Here is a 17,135-nt window from a genome sequence, read left to right as displayed (position 1 = left end):
ATTAAGAGTAGACTTTTGGAAAGGACGTGTGCTAGTTGGAGCTTAAACAATTCGATGGCCAAAACAAAGACGAGTTATCAATGATCGAGGTTGCTCACGCAATCTTATCGCAACATGGTGACGTCATGGGTTTTGCTGACTTAACTAATGAAATCCAAACATATCTTGGTAAAAATGATTTAGAAGTGAGAGATCGCTTATCACAATTTTACACAGATTTAAATGCTGATGGTAGCTTCATTTCACTTGGAGAGAACTTATGGGGATTACGTTCATGGTATCCCTTCGATTCAATCGATGAAGCTGTTGCTCATGTAGAAGATGAAGACGATGAAGATCGTCCTAAACGTAAAAAACGTAAGAAAGTTAATGCTTTCTTAGCAGATGCCGCTGATGATGATGACGTTATTGATTACAATGATGATGATCCTGAGGACGACGATTTAGATGCAACTTATGAAGATGACGACGAAGATGATGATGAAGATACAGAAATTAAAGGTTATGATAAAGATTTAGATGAAATAGCTGATAGTAATTCTGATGATGAAGAAGAATTACCAGAAGGTATTGAAGATCAATTATCTGAAATATCCGATGAAGATGCAGAAGACGACGAGGAAAATAATTAAAAGGACTTGACGATTTCGTCAAAACCCTGTAATATATTTTTTGGGCGCCTCGCAGGTATTTCTTGCGAGGACAAACGCACGGTTGATACAAGCTCCCTACACTGATTAGATTATTCTACTCGGCTTAGGGGGCTTGTTGTTTTTTATAGACATAATGAACAATAACTATCAGGCCACAAACACAGAATCCCCACAAAAATTAACCCAAAGGAGATTTATAATGACCAAATATATATTTGTTACAGGTGGCGTTGTTTCGTCAATTGGTAAAGGGATTGTTGCAGCATCTCTTGGCCGTTTATTAAAGAATAGAGGCTTGAAAGTTACTATTCAAAAGTTTGATCCTTATATCAATGTGGATCCAGGAACAATGAGTCCCTATCAACATGGGGAAGTTTTCGTAACTGATGATGGTACAGAGACTGATTTAGATCTTGGTCATTATGAACGTTTTATTGATATTAACTTAAATCAATATTCAAACGTAACGACTGGTAAAATTTATTCAGAAGTTTTACAAAAAGAACGTCGTGGTGATTATTTGGGTGCCACAGTTCAAGTTATACCACATATTACAAATACAATTAAAGAAAAAATTATGCGTGCTGGAACAACAACGGATTCTGATGTTGTAATTACTGAAATAGGTGGAACTGTTGGTGATATTGAATCATTGCCTTTCCTTGAAGCATTACGTCAAATGAAAGCTGATGTCGGTTCAGATAATGTTATTTATATTCATACAACATTGATTCCTTACCTAAAAGCTGCAGGTGAAATGAAAACGAAACCTACACAACATAGTGTTAAAGAATTACGCGGATTGGGTATTCAACCAGATATGTTGGTTGTTCGGACTGAAGAACATATCTCGCAAGATATGCGTAATAAATTAGCTAATTTCTGTGATGTTGAACCAGAAGCCGTTATTGAATCAATGGATGTTGATACATTATATACGATTCCTTTAGCGTTACAAAAACAAAAAATGGACCAAATCGTTGTTGATCATTTGAAATTAACAACACCAGAAGCAGATATGACTGAATGGCAAAAACTTGAAACACAAGTTTTAAATTTGAAGAAAACAATCAATATTGCGTTGGTTGGTAAATATGTTAAATTGCCAGATGCTTATATTTCTGTTGCCGAAGCATTGAAACATGCTGGATACACTGTTGATGCTGATGTTAAAATCACAATGGTTGATGCAGAAAAATTAGATGAAAGTAATATTGTTGAAACGTTGCAAGATGCTGATGGAATCATCGTTCCAGGAGGATTCGGTAATCGTGGACTTGAAGGGATGATTCTTTCAATTCAATATGCGCGTGAAAATAATGTTCCATTCTTAGGTGTTTGTCTTGGTATGCAAATGGCATGTATTGAATTTGCACGTAACGTTGTTGGGCTCCAAGGCGCACATTCAACTGAAGCTGTTCCAGAAACACCACATAACATTATCGACTTGATGACAGATCAAGAAGATGTTGAAGATATGGGTGGAACACAACGTCTTGGTTTATATCCATGTAAATTAAAACCAGGAACGGTAGCAGCTGCAGCTTATGATAATCAAGAAGTTATCCAAGAACGTCACCGTCATCGTTATGAATTTAATAACGAATACCGTGAACAACTTGCTGATAAAGGATTGGTTTTTGCTGGAACATCTCCAGATAATCGTTTAGTTGAAGTTGTTGAAATTCCTGAAAATAAATTCTTTGTGGCAGCTCAATACCATCCAGAATTTTTATCAAGACCACAACGTCCAGAAGGTTTATTCCAAGCCTTTGTGAACGCTACAGTTTAATAAATGTAATTGAAAGAGATAATAACAATTTGTTATTATCTCTTTTTTTATGTCTAAAAGGGTTGTATTTAATATGTGTACTATGTATTATAGTACACATGGATGAGGTGAGATAATTGCAAATTAATAAGACGAGTAGTAAACCGTTTTATGAACAATTGATATCAGGTATAAAAGAAGATATTTTTAAAGGAATTTTGCAGACAGAAGACAAGTTGCCGTCAGTTAGAGAAATGGCTAAAATTCATGAAATGAATCCAAATACGGTTAGTAAAGCGTATAAAGTTTTAGAATCACAGGATGTAATCGTGACAGTTAAAGGTCGAGGGACATATGTCAAAGCCAATAATGAGAGCAATCGCGATGAACGACAAATCCAAAAAAATCGTGAGGCATTGTTAGATACGATTAAAGAAGTGACCTATCTCGGTGTCCAAGAAGATGAGATTCAGGGTTGGGTTAAGTCGTATTTTGAAAAGGAGGACTAAGAATGGGATTTGAAATTAAAGGTTTATCAGAGAAAATTAGTGACAAAGAGATACTTAATGATATTAATATGTCTTTAGTCCCAGGGGAAATAGTGGGTCTAATTGGTCGTAATGGAGTTGGTAAAACAACCTTATTCAGATCAATTTCAGGCCAATACATACCAGATCAAGGTGATATTTTAATTGATGATCAATGGATGAAAGAAGATTCATCATTGAAGGAAAAACTCTTTTATTTAGATACACAGAATAATTTTTTAGACAGCTACACAATAGATAAGATTGTCGAATTCTATGAACTCGCTTATCAAACGTTTGATCGTCAAAAATATGATAATTGGGTCACAGAATACAACCTACCTAAACAAACAAAATATCGTCAATTTTCTAAAGGGATGCAAGGATTATTTAATATTATTTTGGCCTTTTCCACTGGTGCACCATATGTTATTTTAGATGAACCACTGGACGGGTTAGATGTAATTGTCCGTAAACAAGTTTTCCAAATTATTATTGATGCCGTTGCTGAAGACCAGCGAAGTGTACTTATTTCTTCACATAATTTAGAAGAATTAGATCGATTAATCGATCGCGCAATGGTTTTAAAAGATGGACATATTGTGAGTGATTATCGTTTGGAAGACACGCGTTCAGAATCACGAAAAGTTCAATTGGTGTTTAAATCAAAAGAAATTCCAGCTTTCATTAAAGAAAATAGCCGAGCAATGAGTATTCAAGGTCGTGTCGTCACTGTTTTATTTGAACACTATTCAGATGAAATTGAAGCTCAAATTGAAGCTGAAGATCCGGCATTATTCGAAGAATTACCGTTAACGTTGGAAGATTTATTCCGAGCAAGTCTTTCGGCTAAAGAAAATACCGGAGGTGGGAAGTAGTGACAGTTAATAGAAGATTGAATCAGATTATTTGGCAGAGATATAAGTGGATTGTTTTATCACTTGTTGCACTTATTGTGGTTGTTATGGGGTTTACACTACATAATTCGGTTGACACTACGGGAATAGACGCGGCCAATCTTACTTATACAGAGTTTGTTCAAAGTGAAAAAGATTCGGCAAAAGCGGATCATCGTAAAATAGGTTCAGTTAGCAGAGCAACATATGAAAAAAATAATATTAAAATAAAAGATGTAAGTATTCATGATGGTACATTTCAAAATGCAAAAACAGCACTAGTTATTTTTAGTCTGGGTGCTATCTTATTAGGGATATTTACTAATATGTATGATATGCAAACTAAATTTAATGAATTTATATTTTCAAGCTCATTTTCTAGAAAACGCATTTTCTTAAAAAAAATTGGTCTAATGTTACTACCTGCCTTACTTACTTTTATTGTAGGTTCAATTATAACAACATTTGTTGCTGATGTAGCTATCTCAGTAAGTAATCCAAATTTTATATCAGATAGAATGATACATTTATTCTTAGATAGTAGTCAATTGATTGCGCTATACAGTGTTGGCCTTGTGGTAGGTGTTTTAGTTCGTCGGGTTGTAGCATCTGTCGTCACTGCGTTGGGATTCACTGGCTCGGCCTTGATATGGTTTGCTTACTTTGAAGGATTCATTTTTGATCAAACGCAAGACATGTCTAATACTTATTATCTTGTACTAGGATTTATATACTTGATTGCTGGGTTATTGATGATAGTGATGGCAGTTCATTATTTCAACAAATTATCATTAGAACAGGATAGTCCTTATTTACAATTCGATTATTTAAAACTACCACTACTCATTTTTACAACGGCTTATATAGCTATTTTAATGGCTGTAGTTAATTATGATACAATTGGGGAAAAAATAGGATATGGCTTGATAAGCGGCTGTATTACAGTCATTGTTGCTTATATTGTTATTTATCGTCCACAAAATATTAGTCAAAAATTGCAACGTATTTTTTCGAAAAATAAAAAATAAAAGTAAAATGGCTACCTATTTCTCTAAGAATAGGTAGCCATTTTGACCTTACAGACTTGTTAGTATGTAATAAAAGGGAATTGTGCTAAACTACTGTTTATAGGAATGTAAAAGCAATTATTGGGAGGGATTCAATTTGAAAGAAATGTTAACAATAAACAATTTAACTAAAAGTTTCGGTAAAAAGGTAGTCCTCAAAGGTATTAATTTTACAATCGCAGAAGGTGAGATTGTTGGGCTTGTTGGTGCTAATGGCGCTGGTAAAACAACCATCATGAAATCAATTCTTGGATTATCAAATTACCAAACTGGAGAAATAACAATTGACGGTAAAATTGTATCAACAACTAGCCATCAAGGGTTAGAAGAAGTTGGTGCCTTAATTGAATATCCTGGTATCTATCCATTTTTAAGTGGCTATGATCATTTAAAATTATTCTCTGAAATCAATACCAAAGAAGAATTAGATGAAATTGTTGCTGATTTGCATATGACAGATTACATTAATCGTAAAGCTAAATCATATTCATTAGGAATGAAGCAAAAATTAGGAATTGCATTAGCTTTATTAAATAGACCAAGATTAATTATTTTAGATGAACCTATGAACGGATTAGATCCTCAAGCAACACGTGATGTCCGCGAACTTGTTTTAAAGTTATCTAAACGCGGGACAGCGTTCTTGATTTCAAGTCATATTTTAGGTGAATTAGAGAAAATTGTTGATCACTTTATTATTTTAAATGAAGGTAAAATAATGAAAGCAATGTCTACTACTGAATTAAGTGATAGTAGTAAGCGATATGTTTTACTAGAGACGACGTCAAACGAGCAAGCTAAAGTTCTTTTAAAGGCCGCTAATTATGAATTGGCAGTTGATCAAACAGTTAAAGTAAAGGTAGACGAACAAGATACTTTAGCAAATATTATCCAAGTGCTCTACGATAATAAAATTCAAATAAATGATGTACGTCATCAAGAACATGATATGGAAGAATCACTATTGAATTTATTAGATAGTAATGACGGAGGTAAGGCTTAATGTTAACTTTAGTTAAACAAGAATTATTTAAGTTAGGTAAAAAGAAATCTACAGCGATTATATCAGCGATATTACTTGTTTTTATTTTTGGGGTAGCACTTTTAACAAAAATATATAGTTCGATTTTCGATCCAGCAAGCATGGTACAAAGTGGATTTGGATCTATTCAATTAATTATTTTCATTTTAATTGCGTCAGCAAGTGTTATTATTGCTATGGAAACACAGTTTGGTACAATTAAGGATTTGCTTTATCGGAAATATTCACGTGGAGCTGTTTTAGCTAGTAAATGGCTTACAATATTAATCTATTCGATTTATTTGAATGTTTTAATATTCGTGGCTTCAATTATAGCTAAATTAGTGCTTTTACCAATGGTATCCTTGTCAGATAAAATAGATAACCAAACGATTGTTATGTCTTTAATAACAACGTTAGTGGGGAATTTTATTAGTACCTGGTTGATTTTAAGTTTGGTATTATTATTGGCTAGTATCTTTAGTAGTTCAGGTGCTTCGATTGCAGCTGGTATTGTTTTTTATTTCTTAACATCTATTTTATCAGGAATCCAAATGTTAGCTATTGCTAAATGGGATTGGATTAAATGGAATCCACTTAATATGATGAATTTAAGTAATCAGTGGGCAGACGGACAGGAGTTTGAAAAACTAACTCAATTAACGAATAACGAATTGATTATAGGTAATCTAGCTTATACGGCACTATTTTTATTTTTAGGTTATTTTGTTTTCAAACGTAAAAATGTTTAAAAAAAGTGTATCGTCAATTAATTTTTGACGATACACTTTTTTTGTCCAATAATTATGAGTAGCTTAAAATGACTATTACTAAAGATACAAGTCAAATACTGCAATCTGTGGAGGTACTAGGAATCGAGCTGAGATTCGAGATGTTCCAATACCACTATTAACATATAATTTTGTATTGTTCTTTAGTGTATAAAGGCCACTAGAGTAGCCACCATCTCCGTCATGATCAGATAATAATCCTTTATTAGTGAAAGGAATACGAATTTGGCCACCATGTGTGTGACCACTTAAAATTAAATCGACGGTATTAAATGAACCATTTGACAAACTAGGTTCATGAGCCATTAAAATATGGTACGTTGAATTGGATTTATCAGGAGCTACTGTCGTTTGGACATCGGGGATACCTAATTGAGAGTCATCTACACCACCCAACCAAATGGATGAATTTCCACCTACATTGATAGTCGTTGAACTATTTTTAAGGACAGTAAAACCACCTTGATTCATTACAGTAGTGTAAACTCTGGCTGCACCGCCACCGTAATCTTTATTTCCATATACTGCGTATTTTCCATAGGTTGATTTAATTTCACTTAGTTTTTGAACAATAGCTGTTACGGGATGGTATTGATTGTAATTGCTGAATAAATCACCTGTAAATAAGACCAAATCTGGTTTTTCTTGATTGATTTTATTAACAATTTTTCCGAAATTTTCAGGTGTATAATCATCTGCTATTTCGACATCACTAATTTGCACAATTTTAAGTTTCTTTTTAGTAGTATCTGCCTTATTTAAAGCAATATTTTTAACGACAACGCGGTAAGGCTCTATTTTAAATGCGTAAAAGGTACATGCGGCACTTACTATTAATAGGATGAAAATGACACTTAATATTTTTTTCTTCGTGATAGTATCATGCCTCCGTTTGATTAGTTAACTAAAAAAACCTACAGTAAGATTTTTAGTCTAAAACTGTAAGTTCTTCTTAAAACCTATATGGTTAGTTTTATTTATGAAATCCAAGAACTAATAGCTGACCAGATAGCGTTAAAAAATGAAACAATTGCGTCCCAAATTTTTTGTAGGAAGTTTCGATTTTCAGCTGTGTCTAATTTGCTGAAAATATCTTTAGCACCATCTTGAATATTTGTTGCAACTTTACTTGCTTGTGATTTGAAATTTGATGAATCTAAAGCACCTGAATCACGAATCTTGATTAACACGGCAATAATATCTTGTTTTTGATTATCAGTAATGACATTTGTTAAGTTATTATTTGTGATTTGGTTATTTACAATAGTAGTAATTTGATTATTTGTAATAGAACTACCTTCTTTAGCCATATCATTTTTAGCACCGGCTACAGCGTTATTCAATTGTGAATCAGTATACCCATCTTTGCTTTTATTGGCTTGTGTAATGTCACTTAAAGTCGACATTTCATTTTGTGCGGCAGTGACTTGTTTTGTATTTAGAGCGTCCCCGTTTGTAGCGAAGGCTGCATAAACACCAGCTAAAGCACCTGATCCATCTATTGGTGTAGCAGAAGTGACATAGATATTGGCATCAGTTACACCAGCTGTTAATGCGGCGTTTTTATATTGGTTTTCTGTAATTGTGGTGATGTTATTTTTACCATTGTAGTCTAAAATTTCAACGTTGATACCAGAACCACTGCTCGTTTTTTGAACCATAGCAGATGACCAGACACCTGAAGTTGATGTAAATGAGCCACCAGAACTATTGAGATATTTAACTAAAGTTGCGCCATTTACGGGTAATGTCGAATATGAAGAACTACCGTTTAAGCTAGCTGTTAAAGTTGAAAGTGTTCCTGATTTTTGTGAATCTGTTAAACTTGTTCCTAATGTGACAACTGGATTTGACCAGTCAGTTGTTGTGCCCGATGTTGATGAAGCTGAGCTTGAATCATTAGTTGCAGCAGAGGCAACAGATCCTAGACTCAAGACAGCTAATGTTGTAAGAGTTACTGTATAAATTAATTGTCTGAATTTCATAATGGTTTGCTCCTTAAATAGCATGTATTTTAATTTTATTATACCTATCTGATGAAGGAATCATAATAATTGAGTTTGAATAATAGAAAAAATTAAGATTTATCATCATTGAGAGATTTCTTTGTAAGTGAGACAATGAGCGCATCATTTAATCTAGCAACATAATTTTGAGTAGTATGGTATGACTAATTTAAATAAAACTAACGACTGAATGGGAGAATAACGATGACAAAAAAGATGACGGATACCTTTAGATTCAGGCGGGGATTGGAATTGAAAAATAGAATCTTAATGGCGCCAATGACCGTTAAGATGAGCTACTATGATGAAGTTGTTACACATGATGAATCAGATTATTATGCACTACATTCAGGCGAAGTTGGGGCTGTTATTACGGCAGCTACCAGTGTCCAAGCAAATGGAAAAGGTTGGGAAGGCTCACTTGCCATCTATGATGATAAGTTTATTCCCGGGCTAACGAGATTGGCATCGGCAATCAAAAAGAATGGGACTAAAGCTATTTTACAAATTTTCCATGCGGGTCGTATGACAAATTCAACGGTACTTAGAGGACAATTACCAGTTTCAGCCAGTGCTGTTGCGGCAGAAAGACCAGACGCAGAAATTCCTAAAGCATTGTCAGAAACTGAAATTTTAGAGTTGATTGAATCCTTTAAATCAGCAACAAAACGAGCAATTAAAGCGGGATTTGATGGCGTTGAACTGCATGGTGCGAATACGTATTTACTACAACAATTTTTTTCACCACACTCAAATAGACGTCATGATGCTTGGGGTGGCACGCTTGATAAGCGATTTAAATTCATTAATGATGTAGTTGATGGTGTTATTGAGAGTGTTGATCAATCAGGTGTAAAAGATTTTATTGTTGGTTACCGCTTTTCGCCTGAAGAATATGAAAAGCCAGGTATTAGTATGGAAGATTCAATGATTTTGATTGATAAACTTGCTGATAAAAAATTAGATTATCTACATATCTCATTAGGTAAGTATAATAGTGTTTCGAGAAATATAAATTTCAATGAAAAATCAAGAATGGATTATGTCCAAGAAAAGATAAATGGTCGTGTTCCATTAATCGGGGTAGGAGATGTTCGGACTCGGGAAGATGTTAATGGTGTTTTGGCTAACGCTGATTTAGTAGCCGTTGGTCGTTCACTCTTAATTGATCCTAAGTGGACATCAAAGTTATTGAATGGACAAGAAGAAACTATAAAAAGAACCTTAGCTAAAAATGATCGGGAAAAATTAATGGTTAGCGATGGTGCTGTTGAATTTTTAAAAGATATGATGCCTGAGCGGTTAGTTGATTAAAAAACAAAACTAAATCTAGACAAATAGTGTGTTGCAAATTTAATTTGCCGCATGCTATTTTTAGTTGCGGCCCTTTCAACTAGCGGTTGCCTGTTGCACCCCTTGCTGTATGCTAATATTTGAGATGTTAAATAGAGGAAAGAAGGTTATAGGGATGAAAATTATATTTGCGGAACAACTCGTTAAAATACGTAAAGAGAAAAAAATGTCACAAGAAGAATTGGCAAATCAATTGTTTGTATCAAGACAAGCTGTATCAAAATGGGAAACAGGAGAAGCTGAACCTGATTTGGGAAAAATTGAATCGGTAGCCAAAATTTTAGACGTCCCTGTAGAAATATTACTTTTTGGTGGCGATGCCAGTGAAAAAAACGTCAGAGTTTAAAACTAGAATTAAACGATTTATAGAAGAAGATGAATCAGATAAAGATTGGCACGAAAATCATAGATGGCGTGAGTGGCAATATAAACCGATTAATAATGGGTGGGAATTCCTAGCTCGCTATTACTGGATTATTTTTGCACTCATTGGCATGATTGCATGGGGGATTATGGGTCTAAAATAGATATGATAATAAAGAAGCTTTCAATACTTGTCTACAAACAAGTATTGAAAGCTTCTTTATTTTACCGGAACAACTTTTATTTCAGTTGAGTCATCATGAATGACAATGTATAACGTTTGAGTTTCTTCTTTATCAAAGAAACCGAGATTAATACAGGGTAAACCATCGATTTCTTCCACGCCAACGAAACGATCCGTAAATATCTGACGAACCATTTTACCCATTTCTTTATGGGCATTTGCTTTAGCGGCAGCTGTTTTAAGTGTAAATCCAGAGTCTAAGTAAGATTTAATTAATCGAATAATTGATAAGGTATGGTAAGAATATTTTCTATTCTGATTTTTATTAGTATTAATAGAATCAATAAAGCCTTTTTGTTCCCAATAACGAATTTGACTCTGAGTGAGCCCAGTTGTTTCGGCAATTTCACCGATTCCGATTGAAAATGTATCATTCTTCATAATAACGGCCATTCTTTTTGCATAATCTTTAATGTTTGCAATATCGTCCATATCTGCCAAACGAATATACCTCCTAAATAAAAATTTATCTAACAATCTCATTGTGATGTTTACTATACTGATTATATATATATTAAAACGTTTGTCAACTTACTTGACATTAAAGCGAGATAGTCTTATATTAGTCTTCGAAGATAAATTAAAGAAAAAGAAGGTTTTAAGTATGGATGGATTAGATGCAAAGGGTAAACCATATAATCGCCCCATGCTAATTGCAATTTTATTAGTAGGGACATTTTGTACGGTTTTGAATCAAACAATTTTAGCAACTGCATTTCCAACATTAATGGATGAATTTGACGTAACAACGTCAACTGTTCAATGGTTAACAACAGGATTTATGTTAGTCAACGGGATTTTAATTCCAGTTAGTGCATGGTTAAGTAGTCGTGTAAATACCAAATGGTTATACATAGGTGCTATTGGTATCTTTGAATTAGGAACAGTTTTAGCATTTATCGCACCTAATTTTGGGGTATTGTTAACAGCTCGCTTAGTTCAAGCAGTCGGTGTTGGGGTAACAATGCCTTTATTACAAACGATTATGCTTTCAATTTTCCCACCCGAAAAACGTGGTGCTTCAATGGGACTTGCCGGTTTAGTTATCGGACTAGCTCCTGCAATTGGACCTACACTTTCAGGTTGGGTTATTGATAATGCTTCATGGCGTGATCTTTTTGGTATGATTATTCCATTAGTAGGAATTGTTTTTGTGGCTTCTTTCTGGTTTATGAAACCGGTCATCAAAACACACAAATCTAAAATTGATGTCTTATCATTGATTTTATCAACAATTGGATTTGGTGGCTTACTTTATGGATTCTCAACAGTTGGAGATAACGGCTGGGGAAGTACCTCAGTACTTAGTTTCCTTGTTGTGGGTGTTATTTTTATTGGTTTATTCATATGGCGTCAATTAACAATGGAAAATCCTTTCTTGGAATTACGTGTTTTTGCTTCCCAAGAATACACAATTGCAGCCGTTTTAAGTTCAATTGTTAACATGGCTATGATCGGTGTTGAAATGATTCTACCAATGTATCTCCAAATTGTACGTGGAGATAGCGCATTTGAGTCAGGATTAACCTTATTGGCTGGTGCTTTAATGATGGGGATTATGAGTCCGATAACGGGACGATTATTCGATATTTATGGTGCTAAGAAATTGGCAACTGGTGGTATGTTCTTATTAACACTTGGTACAATTCCATTCGTTTTCTTAACAAAAGATACGCCAACTTTATACATCACAATTATGTATGCAGTTCGTATGTTTGGGATTTCAATGGTTATGATGCCAACAACAACATCAGGGATGAATGCATTACCAGCTAACTTGATGGGTCATGGAACGGCTGTTAATAATACAGCTCGTCAAATCGCAAGTTCAATCGTAACAGCGGTTATGATTTCCGTTCTAACAAATGTAACAACAGCTGCATTACCAGCTAAATCAATGCTTAAATCGGCACCATTAGATTACAAAACAAAAGCTATTGATGCGACATTAAGTGGTTATCATGCTGCCTTTATCATCGCAGTCGTTTTCTGTGTGGTTGGGCTCGGATTTTCATTCTTCTTAAAATCAAAACAACAAGTTTTAAAAAATGGAGGTAATAAATAATGATTATTTTATTATTAATTCTTTCAATTATTTTATTCTTCCTTACGTGGAACCTCATCCGTAATAATGTACTGAGCTACATTTTAGGTGGCATTTTTGCACTTTGTATTATTCTTACAGGTGGCTTAATTGTTGCTAACTACAGTGCACATTATGGAATGGAAAAAGTAACGACAACTAAGACAGAACAATTAGCTTCTAGTTCTAAAGAGATGGACATGTTACTATATCAGCCTATCGGTACAGATGGATCTGAAAAAGTCGTTATTTATAAAAATACGGCATCACAAAAGAAAACAAAGGCAACTAAGACAGACGATACAACTAGCAAGATTGTTGAAAATGCTAAGAGTAACAAATTAGTTACTAAAGAAACCCGTTGGACTTATAAAGGTAATGGGTATCGATTAATGTTTGGTATCGCTAATAACGATAAAACTTTAGTAAAACGTACGCATACATTCTACGTTAAAAAGAGTTGGACAACATTAACGGTTAAGCAAGCTAAGGCCATGCCTAAAATTGCTAAAGTAGAAGCAGCTAAAATGAATACAAAGGCAGGAAAAGCTAAACTTGCTGCGGATGGTGCTACTTTTGTTAAAGCAGCTGTCACAAATGCTATGATGAAAGATGCATCAATCTCGAAAGCTGATCAAGCTAAGATTGCAGAACAAGCAACAACAATTTTCAAGGCACAAACAAAAGCAAAAGTAATGCAAAACGTATTAAAAGAAGTTAAAGAAATTAAATAAACCGTTATTTATTTAGTAACCACACTAGTTTATCCAACTAATGTGGTTATTTTTTTAAATTAAAACGTGAATTATAAAATAAACAATGCTATAATACGTTAATGGCATAAACGATAAAGGAGTTTCTTTGAATGAAAAAGAAAATTATAATTTGGATTGTCAGTATTTTAGTGTTATTAGCGGTTGCAATTACAGGGGGTAGTTTCTATCTCTATCACTATGCCATTCAAAATACAGAAAAAACATTAACGGGAACATCAAAAGGAACACCAAAGCGAACAATTGAAGCAAAAAAATGGTTGGCCAGTACTAAAAAAGAAAACTGGACAGAAACATCAGCAGGTGAAAATTTAAAATTAGTTGCTGACTATGTACCGGCGGCAACTAAATCTTTAAAAACAGTTGTTGTGGCACATGGTTACATGGAAAATAAAGAAAGTATGGCTTCATATATAAAATTATTTCATGATAATGGCTATAACGTTTTAGCGCCAGATGATCGAGGCCAAGGTAAAAGTCAGGGCGATTATATTGGTTTCGGATGGAAAGATCGCTTAGATTACATTAAATGGACCAAAAAATTAATTGCCGAAAAGGGAACAGATCAAAAGATTGGCTTGTTTGGAGTTAGCATGGGTGGTGCTACTGTCATGATGATGAGTGGTGAAAAGTTACCAACTCAAGTTAAAGCAATTGTTGAAGATTGTGGTTATACAAATGTTGAAGATTTGTTAGCTTATCAATTGAAACTCCAATTCAATTTACCAAAAGAACCATTAATAACAACTTCTAGTTGGGTAACTCAGTTACGTGCGGGCTACTCTTTTGCAGAAGCTGACTCTGTTAAACAATTAAAGAAAAATAAATTACCAACATTATTCATTCATGGCGACAAGGATGATTTCGTTCCTAGCGCAATGGTTTATGACAACTACAAAGCCTCAGCAGGTACGAAGGAATTGTGGATTGTGAAGGGCGCAGGTCACGGAAAAGCGTTCAGTAAGGATCCAGAATTATATACTAAAAAAGTCGTTAAGTTTATGAATGATAATTTAGATTAATAATAAAATCATTTATTTTTTAAATAACATCAAAAAGTGTGGGGGTACCCTCTATTTTTGATGTTTTTTTTTGTCTGTATCATGCTATCATATTAGTTATTATAGATGAACTTTGGGGAAAATAGGTGGGGGCCAACATGAAAATTAATAATAAATTAAAATTAACACTACTAACTTTTGGGTTATTCTTTTTAGTTAATGTAACAAGTATCAAGGCAGATGCGGATTATGATTCTGCAAAAGCATCAGCACCTCGAGCAATTTTAATGACAAATTTATTCCAGACGGGTACTGGTGCTGGAGTAGTAGCAACTAGTGGTATGGTCGAATTAACCGATACCAATAAAGATCCTAATTCGACTAATCTGGCTGCTAAAACGATGGTTAAAATTACGGATGCTAAGAATCAAAAAGCAGCAATTTGGTCAACAGACGAAAATTCATTTGATATTAATACAAGTAGTAAAGCTTCTATGTGGATTTATTTTGGTAGCAAAACGAATACTGCTGGGGATGGGATGGCACTTGTTTTTCAAAATGATGCAAAAGGAAATGCTGCTATTGCAACTAAAGCAGGTGAAACGTTAGGTGTTTGGGGAGACGATTCAGTGGGTACGGGATCCCCCAATAATACTGCTAGAGGCGCTATTCAAAATAGTTGGGCGCTAGAATTTGATACTCATTTGAATAATGGTAATAGTTCAGGAAACGGATTTGATTTAGATCCTAGTTTAGCACCTAACCATATTGGTAGTGGGTATCCAGCTGTTGAGGCAACATACACGGATAATCATACAATCTCTTCTTCAGTTAAACTAAATCATTTAGGCCTTATTAATTATAATGGGTTCTTATCAAATCGGGCATGGCATCATGTGACAATTGATTATAAATCAGTGAGTGCGAGTGCTGGGTCAATGACATATACGATTGATGATAAAAAACCAATTTCAGGAACAGAAGACTTGGATCCTACTGAAGATACAAGTCAGACAGGGCAGACGGCAAGTGTTCCAATTGATAAATCGAAATTTAATTCTACAACGGGTAAAATCCGTTGGGGATTTACAGGGTCAACGGGTGACTCTTTTGAAAATAACTTAGTTATGTTTGAAACTGTACCAGGTCTTGTTAATGCGACTGCGGTACAAACTATGACGGATATTACACAAAATAACAAGGATGTCTCGGCTAATGGAGAAGTAAAAGCTGGAGATAAAGTAAAATTCAACACTACCGTAACTTACGATAGTGGAAAACAATCGTGGACAGGCATAGGTGGATATTTAAAATACCCGGCTAATAATATAAAATGGACTGGGTATGAAATACCTAACGATTTTGGTACAGGAAAATTTCCTAGTAATATCTATGGAAGTGACCCTGCTGGGTTATCCGGCGCGCAAATACCTGAATTATCTACACCTGGACAAAGTTCACATATTTCATTTATCGGTGAAGTAATGCCAGTTGAAGTGGATACACCAGTGACTGTTTCAGCAGGTCAATTCATCGGAAGCAATGCAATGATTGATTCTAATCCTATTAGCTATACGATTAAAGCATCACCAAAAACAGCCTTAACGATTGATGGCCTTAAAGATATTGATATTAATTATGGAACGGATGCGACGATTAGTGGAACGGTAAAATCTAGTTTAGGTGGAACTTTTGCTAAAGGAACAACGGCCAGTGTGACACTTAATGAGGATACAACACCTATTAAGGGTGATGTCGCAACGGATGGTACATTTAACGTAACGATTCCAAAGGACAAACTAACCACTGGCGAATATTCTTATAATGTTCAAGTAACAGATCCAGATGGTAATACGACGCAAAAATATACACAAAAAATTAATATTAAACCCGTTTTAACTTTAAATGATAATAAAGGAACCGTTGTAGCGCCATATACATTGATTTTCCAAGTAGCTGATAATAGTGCAGCGTTAACAACGTACTATAAAGAAGGAAGTACTGGAACACCTGTTGAATTAGAAAAATATACAAATACTAAACCAGGTTCGACACAAGATCATAGTGTAGCACTAGATACAACTAAGTTTGCCATTGGAACGCACGAGTTAACTATTTATTCGGTTGATTCTGAAGGAAACATTTCTAATAACCAAACAATCTCTGTTGTCGTAGGATTGTTGAGTATTTCATCAGATGATTCAATTAATTTTAATAATAAAATACCAGCGAAAAGAAGTATTTTAAACCGTGCTTCAAGCTATATGCTTAAGTTAGAAACGTCAGCAGCTAAAAACTGGACATTGTCTGTGACTGCAGGACCACTAACTGCAGCAAGTGATAAAAGTACTTTAAAGCATTCAACTATTGGGTTTCGTAATTCAAATCAGGAAAACACGTTACCGCTTTCTCCAACGTATGGTACAATAGTGTCTACAGGAGTAGGTCAAGCAACTACGGTTGAAAAAAGTTGGTCAGCAGATTCTGGAATTGTATTGGATGTTGAACCAAGTGAAATTAAAGTAGCTGAAACCTATAGTTCTGAATTAGATTGGACGCTAACGAATGTACCAAATAATTAATAAT

At 34.4% G+C, this 17,135-nt stretch carries 17 protein-coding genes; 14 read left to right on the top strand and 3 right to left on the bottom strand.

The genetic code is table 11. From position 1 onward, the window contains the following. Window positions 1-35 precede the first annotated feature (35 nt). From rpoE to AC1RPR_RS06300, 7 genes are all read left to right on the top strand, one after another. A complete protein-coding gene (rpoE, locus tag AC1RPR_RS06330) occupies window positions 36-632 on the top strand; it encodes a DNA-directed RNA polymerase subunit delta (protein ID WP_481761775.1) in 597 nt (198 codons plus the stop codon). Between the two features lie 220 nt (window positions 633-852). After that, window positions 853-2,445, top strand: coding sequence for a CTP synthase (locus AC1RPR_RS06325; protein ID WP_481761774.1), 1,593 nt, complete (start codon window positions 853-855; stop codon window positions 2,443-2,445). Window positions 2,446-2,561: 116 nt separating this feature from the next. Next, window positions 2,562-2,933 carry a GntR family transcriptional regulator gene (locus AC1RPR_RS06320; protein WP_481761773.1) on the top strand — a complete coding sequence of 124 codons (372 nt, stop codon included), beginning with the start codon at window positions 2,562-2,564 and terminating at the stop codon, window positions 2,931-2,933. Window positions 2,934-2,935: 2 nt separating this feature from the next. Further along, the gene (locus tag AC1RPR_RS06315) at window positions 2,936-3,829 is read left to right on the top strand and encodes an ATP-binding cassette domain-containing protein (RefSeq protein WP_481761772.1); all 894 of its coding nucleotides are present in this window, start codon (window positions 2,936-2,938) and stop codon (window positions 3,827-3,829) included. Beyond that, window positions 3,829-4,875, top strand: a complete 1,047-nt coding sequence (locus AC1RPR_RS06310) for a hypothetical protein (protein ID WP_481761771.1) — start codon at window positions 3,829-3,831, stop codon at window positions 4,873-4,875. The genes AC1RPR_RS06315 and AC1RPR_RS06310 overlap by 1 nt, the downstream gene beginning before the upstream one ends. A 145-nt stretch (window positions 4,876-5,020) precedes the next feature. Further along, on the top strand, window positions 5,021-5,917 hold the full coding sequence (locus AC1RPR_RS06305; protein WP_481761806.1) for an ABC transporter ATP-binding protein: 897 nt from the start codon (window positions 5,021-5,023) through the stop codon (window positions 5,915-5,917). Beyond that, on the top strand, window positions 5,917-6,687 hold the full coding sequence (locus tag AC1RPR_RS06300) for an ABC transporter permease (protein WP_481761770.1): 771 nt from the start codon (window positions 5,917-5,919) through the stop codon (window positions 6,685-6,687). Before AC1RPR_RS06305 ends, AC1RPR_RS06300 begins: the two co-directional genes overlap by 1 nt. A gap of 78 nt (window positions 6,688-6,765) precedes the next feature. Here AC1RPR_RS06300 and AC1RPR_RS06295 read toward each other — a convergent pair whose 3' ends face one another. Both AC1RPR_RS06295 and AC1RPR_RS06290 read right to left on the bottom strand, forming a co-directional pair. Next, a complete protein-coding gene (locus AC1RPR_RS06295) occupies window positions 6,766-7,449 on the bottom strand; it encodes a metallophosphoesterase (protein ID WP_481761769.1) in 684 nt (227 codons plus the stop codon). A 254-nt stretch (window positions 7,450-7,703) separates the two neighbouring features. Continuing rightward, window positions 7,704-8,711 carry a DUF1002 domain-containing protein gene (locus AC1RPR_RS06290; protein ID WP_481761768.1) on the bottom strand — a complete coding sequence of 336 codons (1,008 nt, stop codon included), beginning with the start codon at window positions 8,709-8,711 and terminating at the stop codon, window positions 7,704-7,706. Window positions 8,712-8,936: 225 nt separating this feature from the next. Between AC1RPR_RS06290 and AC1RPR_RS06285 the strand changes: the two genes are divergently transcribed. The 3 genes from AC1RPR_RS06285 to AC1RPR_RS06275 all read left to right on the top strand — a co-directional run bounded on the left by AC1RPR_RS06285 (window position 8,937) and on the right by AC1RPR_RS06275 (window position 10,612). Further along, the gene (locus AC1RPR_RS06285; RefSeq protein WP_481761767.1) at window positions 8,937-10,046 is read left to right on the top strand and encodes an NADH-dependent flavin oxidoreductase; all 1,110 of its coding nucleotides are present in this window, start codon (window positions 8,937-8,939) and stop codon (window positions 10,044-10,046) included. Between the two features lie 154 nt (window positions 10,047-10,200). Then, window positions 10,201-10,431, top strand: a complete 231-nt coding sequence (locus AC1RPR_RS06280) for a helix-turn-helix domain-containing protein (RefSeq protein ID WP_481761766.1) — start codon at window positions 10,201-10,203, stop codon at window positions 10,429-10,431. After that, entirely contained in the window at window positions 10,409-10,612 is a 204-nt protein-coding gene (locus tag AC1RPR_RS06275; RefSeq protein WP_481761765.1) for a hypothetical protein, read from the top strand. Before AC1RPR_RS06280 ends, AC1RPR_RS06275 begins: the two co-directional genes overlap by 23 nt. Before the next feature lie 56 nt (window positions 10,613-10,668). On the opposite strand, the gene AC1RPR_RS06270 is transcribed toward AC1RPR_RS06275, so the two are convergent. Beyond that, entirely contained in the window at window positions 10,669-11,124 is a 456-nt protein-coding gene (locus AC1RPR_RS06270; RefSeq protein WP_481761805.1) for a MerR family transcriptional regulator, read from the bottom strand. Between the two features lie 172 nt (window positions 11,125-11,296). Here AC1RPR_RS06270 and AC1RPR_RS06265 point away from each other — a divergent pair, with 172 nt between their 5' ends. The 4 genes from AC1RPR_RS06265 (at window position 11,297) to AC1RPR_RS06250 (ending at window position 17,131) form a co-directional block, all read left to right on the top strand. Continuing rightward, window positions 11,297-12,757 (top strand): MDR family MFS transporter, encoded by a 1,461-nt coding sequence (locus tag AC1RPR_RS06265; RefSeq protein ID WP_481761764.1) that lies wholly within the window; start codon window positions 11,297-11,299, stop codon window positions 12,755-12,757. After that, window positions 12,757-13,509, top strand: a complete 753-nt coding sequence (locus tag AC1RPR_RS06260) for a DUF4811 domain-containing protein (protein WP_481761763.1) — start codon at window positions 12,757-12,759, stop codon at window positions 13,507-13,509. Before AC1RPR_RS06265 ends, AC1RPR_RS06260 begins: the two co-directional genes overlap by 1 nt. Window positions 13,510-13,640: 131 nt before the next feature. Beyond that, on the top strand, window positions 13,641-14,570 hold the full coding sequence (locus AC1RPR_RS06255; RefSeq protein WP_481761762.1) for an alpha/beta hydrolase: 930 nt from the start codon (window positions 13,641-13,643) through the stop codon (window positions 14,568-14,570). Window positions 14,571-14,707: 137 nt separating this feature from the next. Then, window positions 14,708-17,131: a hypothetical protein gene (locus tag AC1RPR_RS06250; protein ID WP_481761761.1), complete on the top strand. Its 2,424-nt coding sequence runs from the start codon at window positions 14,708-14,710 to the stop codon at window positions 17,129-17,131. Window positions 17,132-17,135: the final 4 nt, after the last annotated feature.

The organism is Dellaglioa sp. CoH-57-MRSF-22 (genome assembly GCF_056781895.1).
The sequence above is the reverse complement of the archived record's forward strand: the minus strand, read 5'-3'. Positions and strand labels throughout refer to the sequence as shown.

Coding starts and splice junctions, on each gene's coding strand:
- AC1RPR_RS06285 (WP_481761767.1), top strand. CDS start 8,937: ATGACAAAAAAGATGACGGATACCTTTAGATTCAGGCGGGGATTGGAA.
- AC1RPR_RS06250 (WP_481761761.1), top strand. CDS start 14,708: ATGAAAATTAATAATAAATTAAAATTAACACTACTAACTTTTGGGTTA.
- AC1RPR_RS06325 (WP_481761774.1), top strand. CDS start 853: ATGACCAAATATATATTTGTTACAGGTGGCGTTGTTTCGTCAATTGGT.
- AC1RPR_RS06300 (WP_481761770.1), top strand. CDS start 5,917: ATGTTAACTTTAGTTAAACAAGAATTATTTAAGTTAGGTAAAAAGAAA.
- AC1RPR_RS06255 (WP_481761762.1), top strand. CDS start 13,641: ATGAAAAAGAAAATTATAATTTGGATTGTCAGTATTTTAGTGTTATTA.
- AC1RPR_RS06260 (WP_481761763.1), top strand. CDS start 12,757: ATGATTATTTTATTATTAATTCTTTCAATTATTTTATTCTTCCTTACG.
- AC1RPR_RS06290 (WP_481761768.1), bottom strand. CDS start 8,711: ATGAAATTCAGACAATTAATTTATACAGTAACTCTTACAACATTAGCT.
- AC1RPR_RS06265 (WP_481761764.1), top strand. CDS start 11,297: ATGGATGGATTAGATGCAAAGGGTAAACCATATAATCGCCCCATGCTA.
- AC1RPR_RS06280 (WP_481761766.1), top strand. CDS start 10,201: ATGAAAATTATATTTGCGGAACAACTCGTTAAAATACGTAAAGAGAAA.
- AC1RPR_RS06305 (WP_481761806.1), top strand. CDS start 5,021: ATGTTAACAATAAACAATTTAACTAAAAGTTTCGGTAAAAAGGTAGTC.
- AC1RPR_RS06315 (WP_481761772.1), top strand. CDS start 2,936: ATGGGATTTGAAATTAAAGGTTTATCAGAGAAAATTAGTGACAAAGAG.
- AC1RPR_RS06270 (WP_481761805.1), bottom strand. CDS start 11,124: ATGGACGATATTGCAAACATTAAAGATTATGCAAAAAGAATGGCCGTT.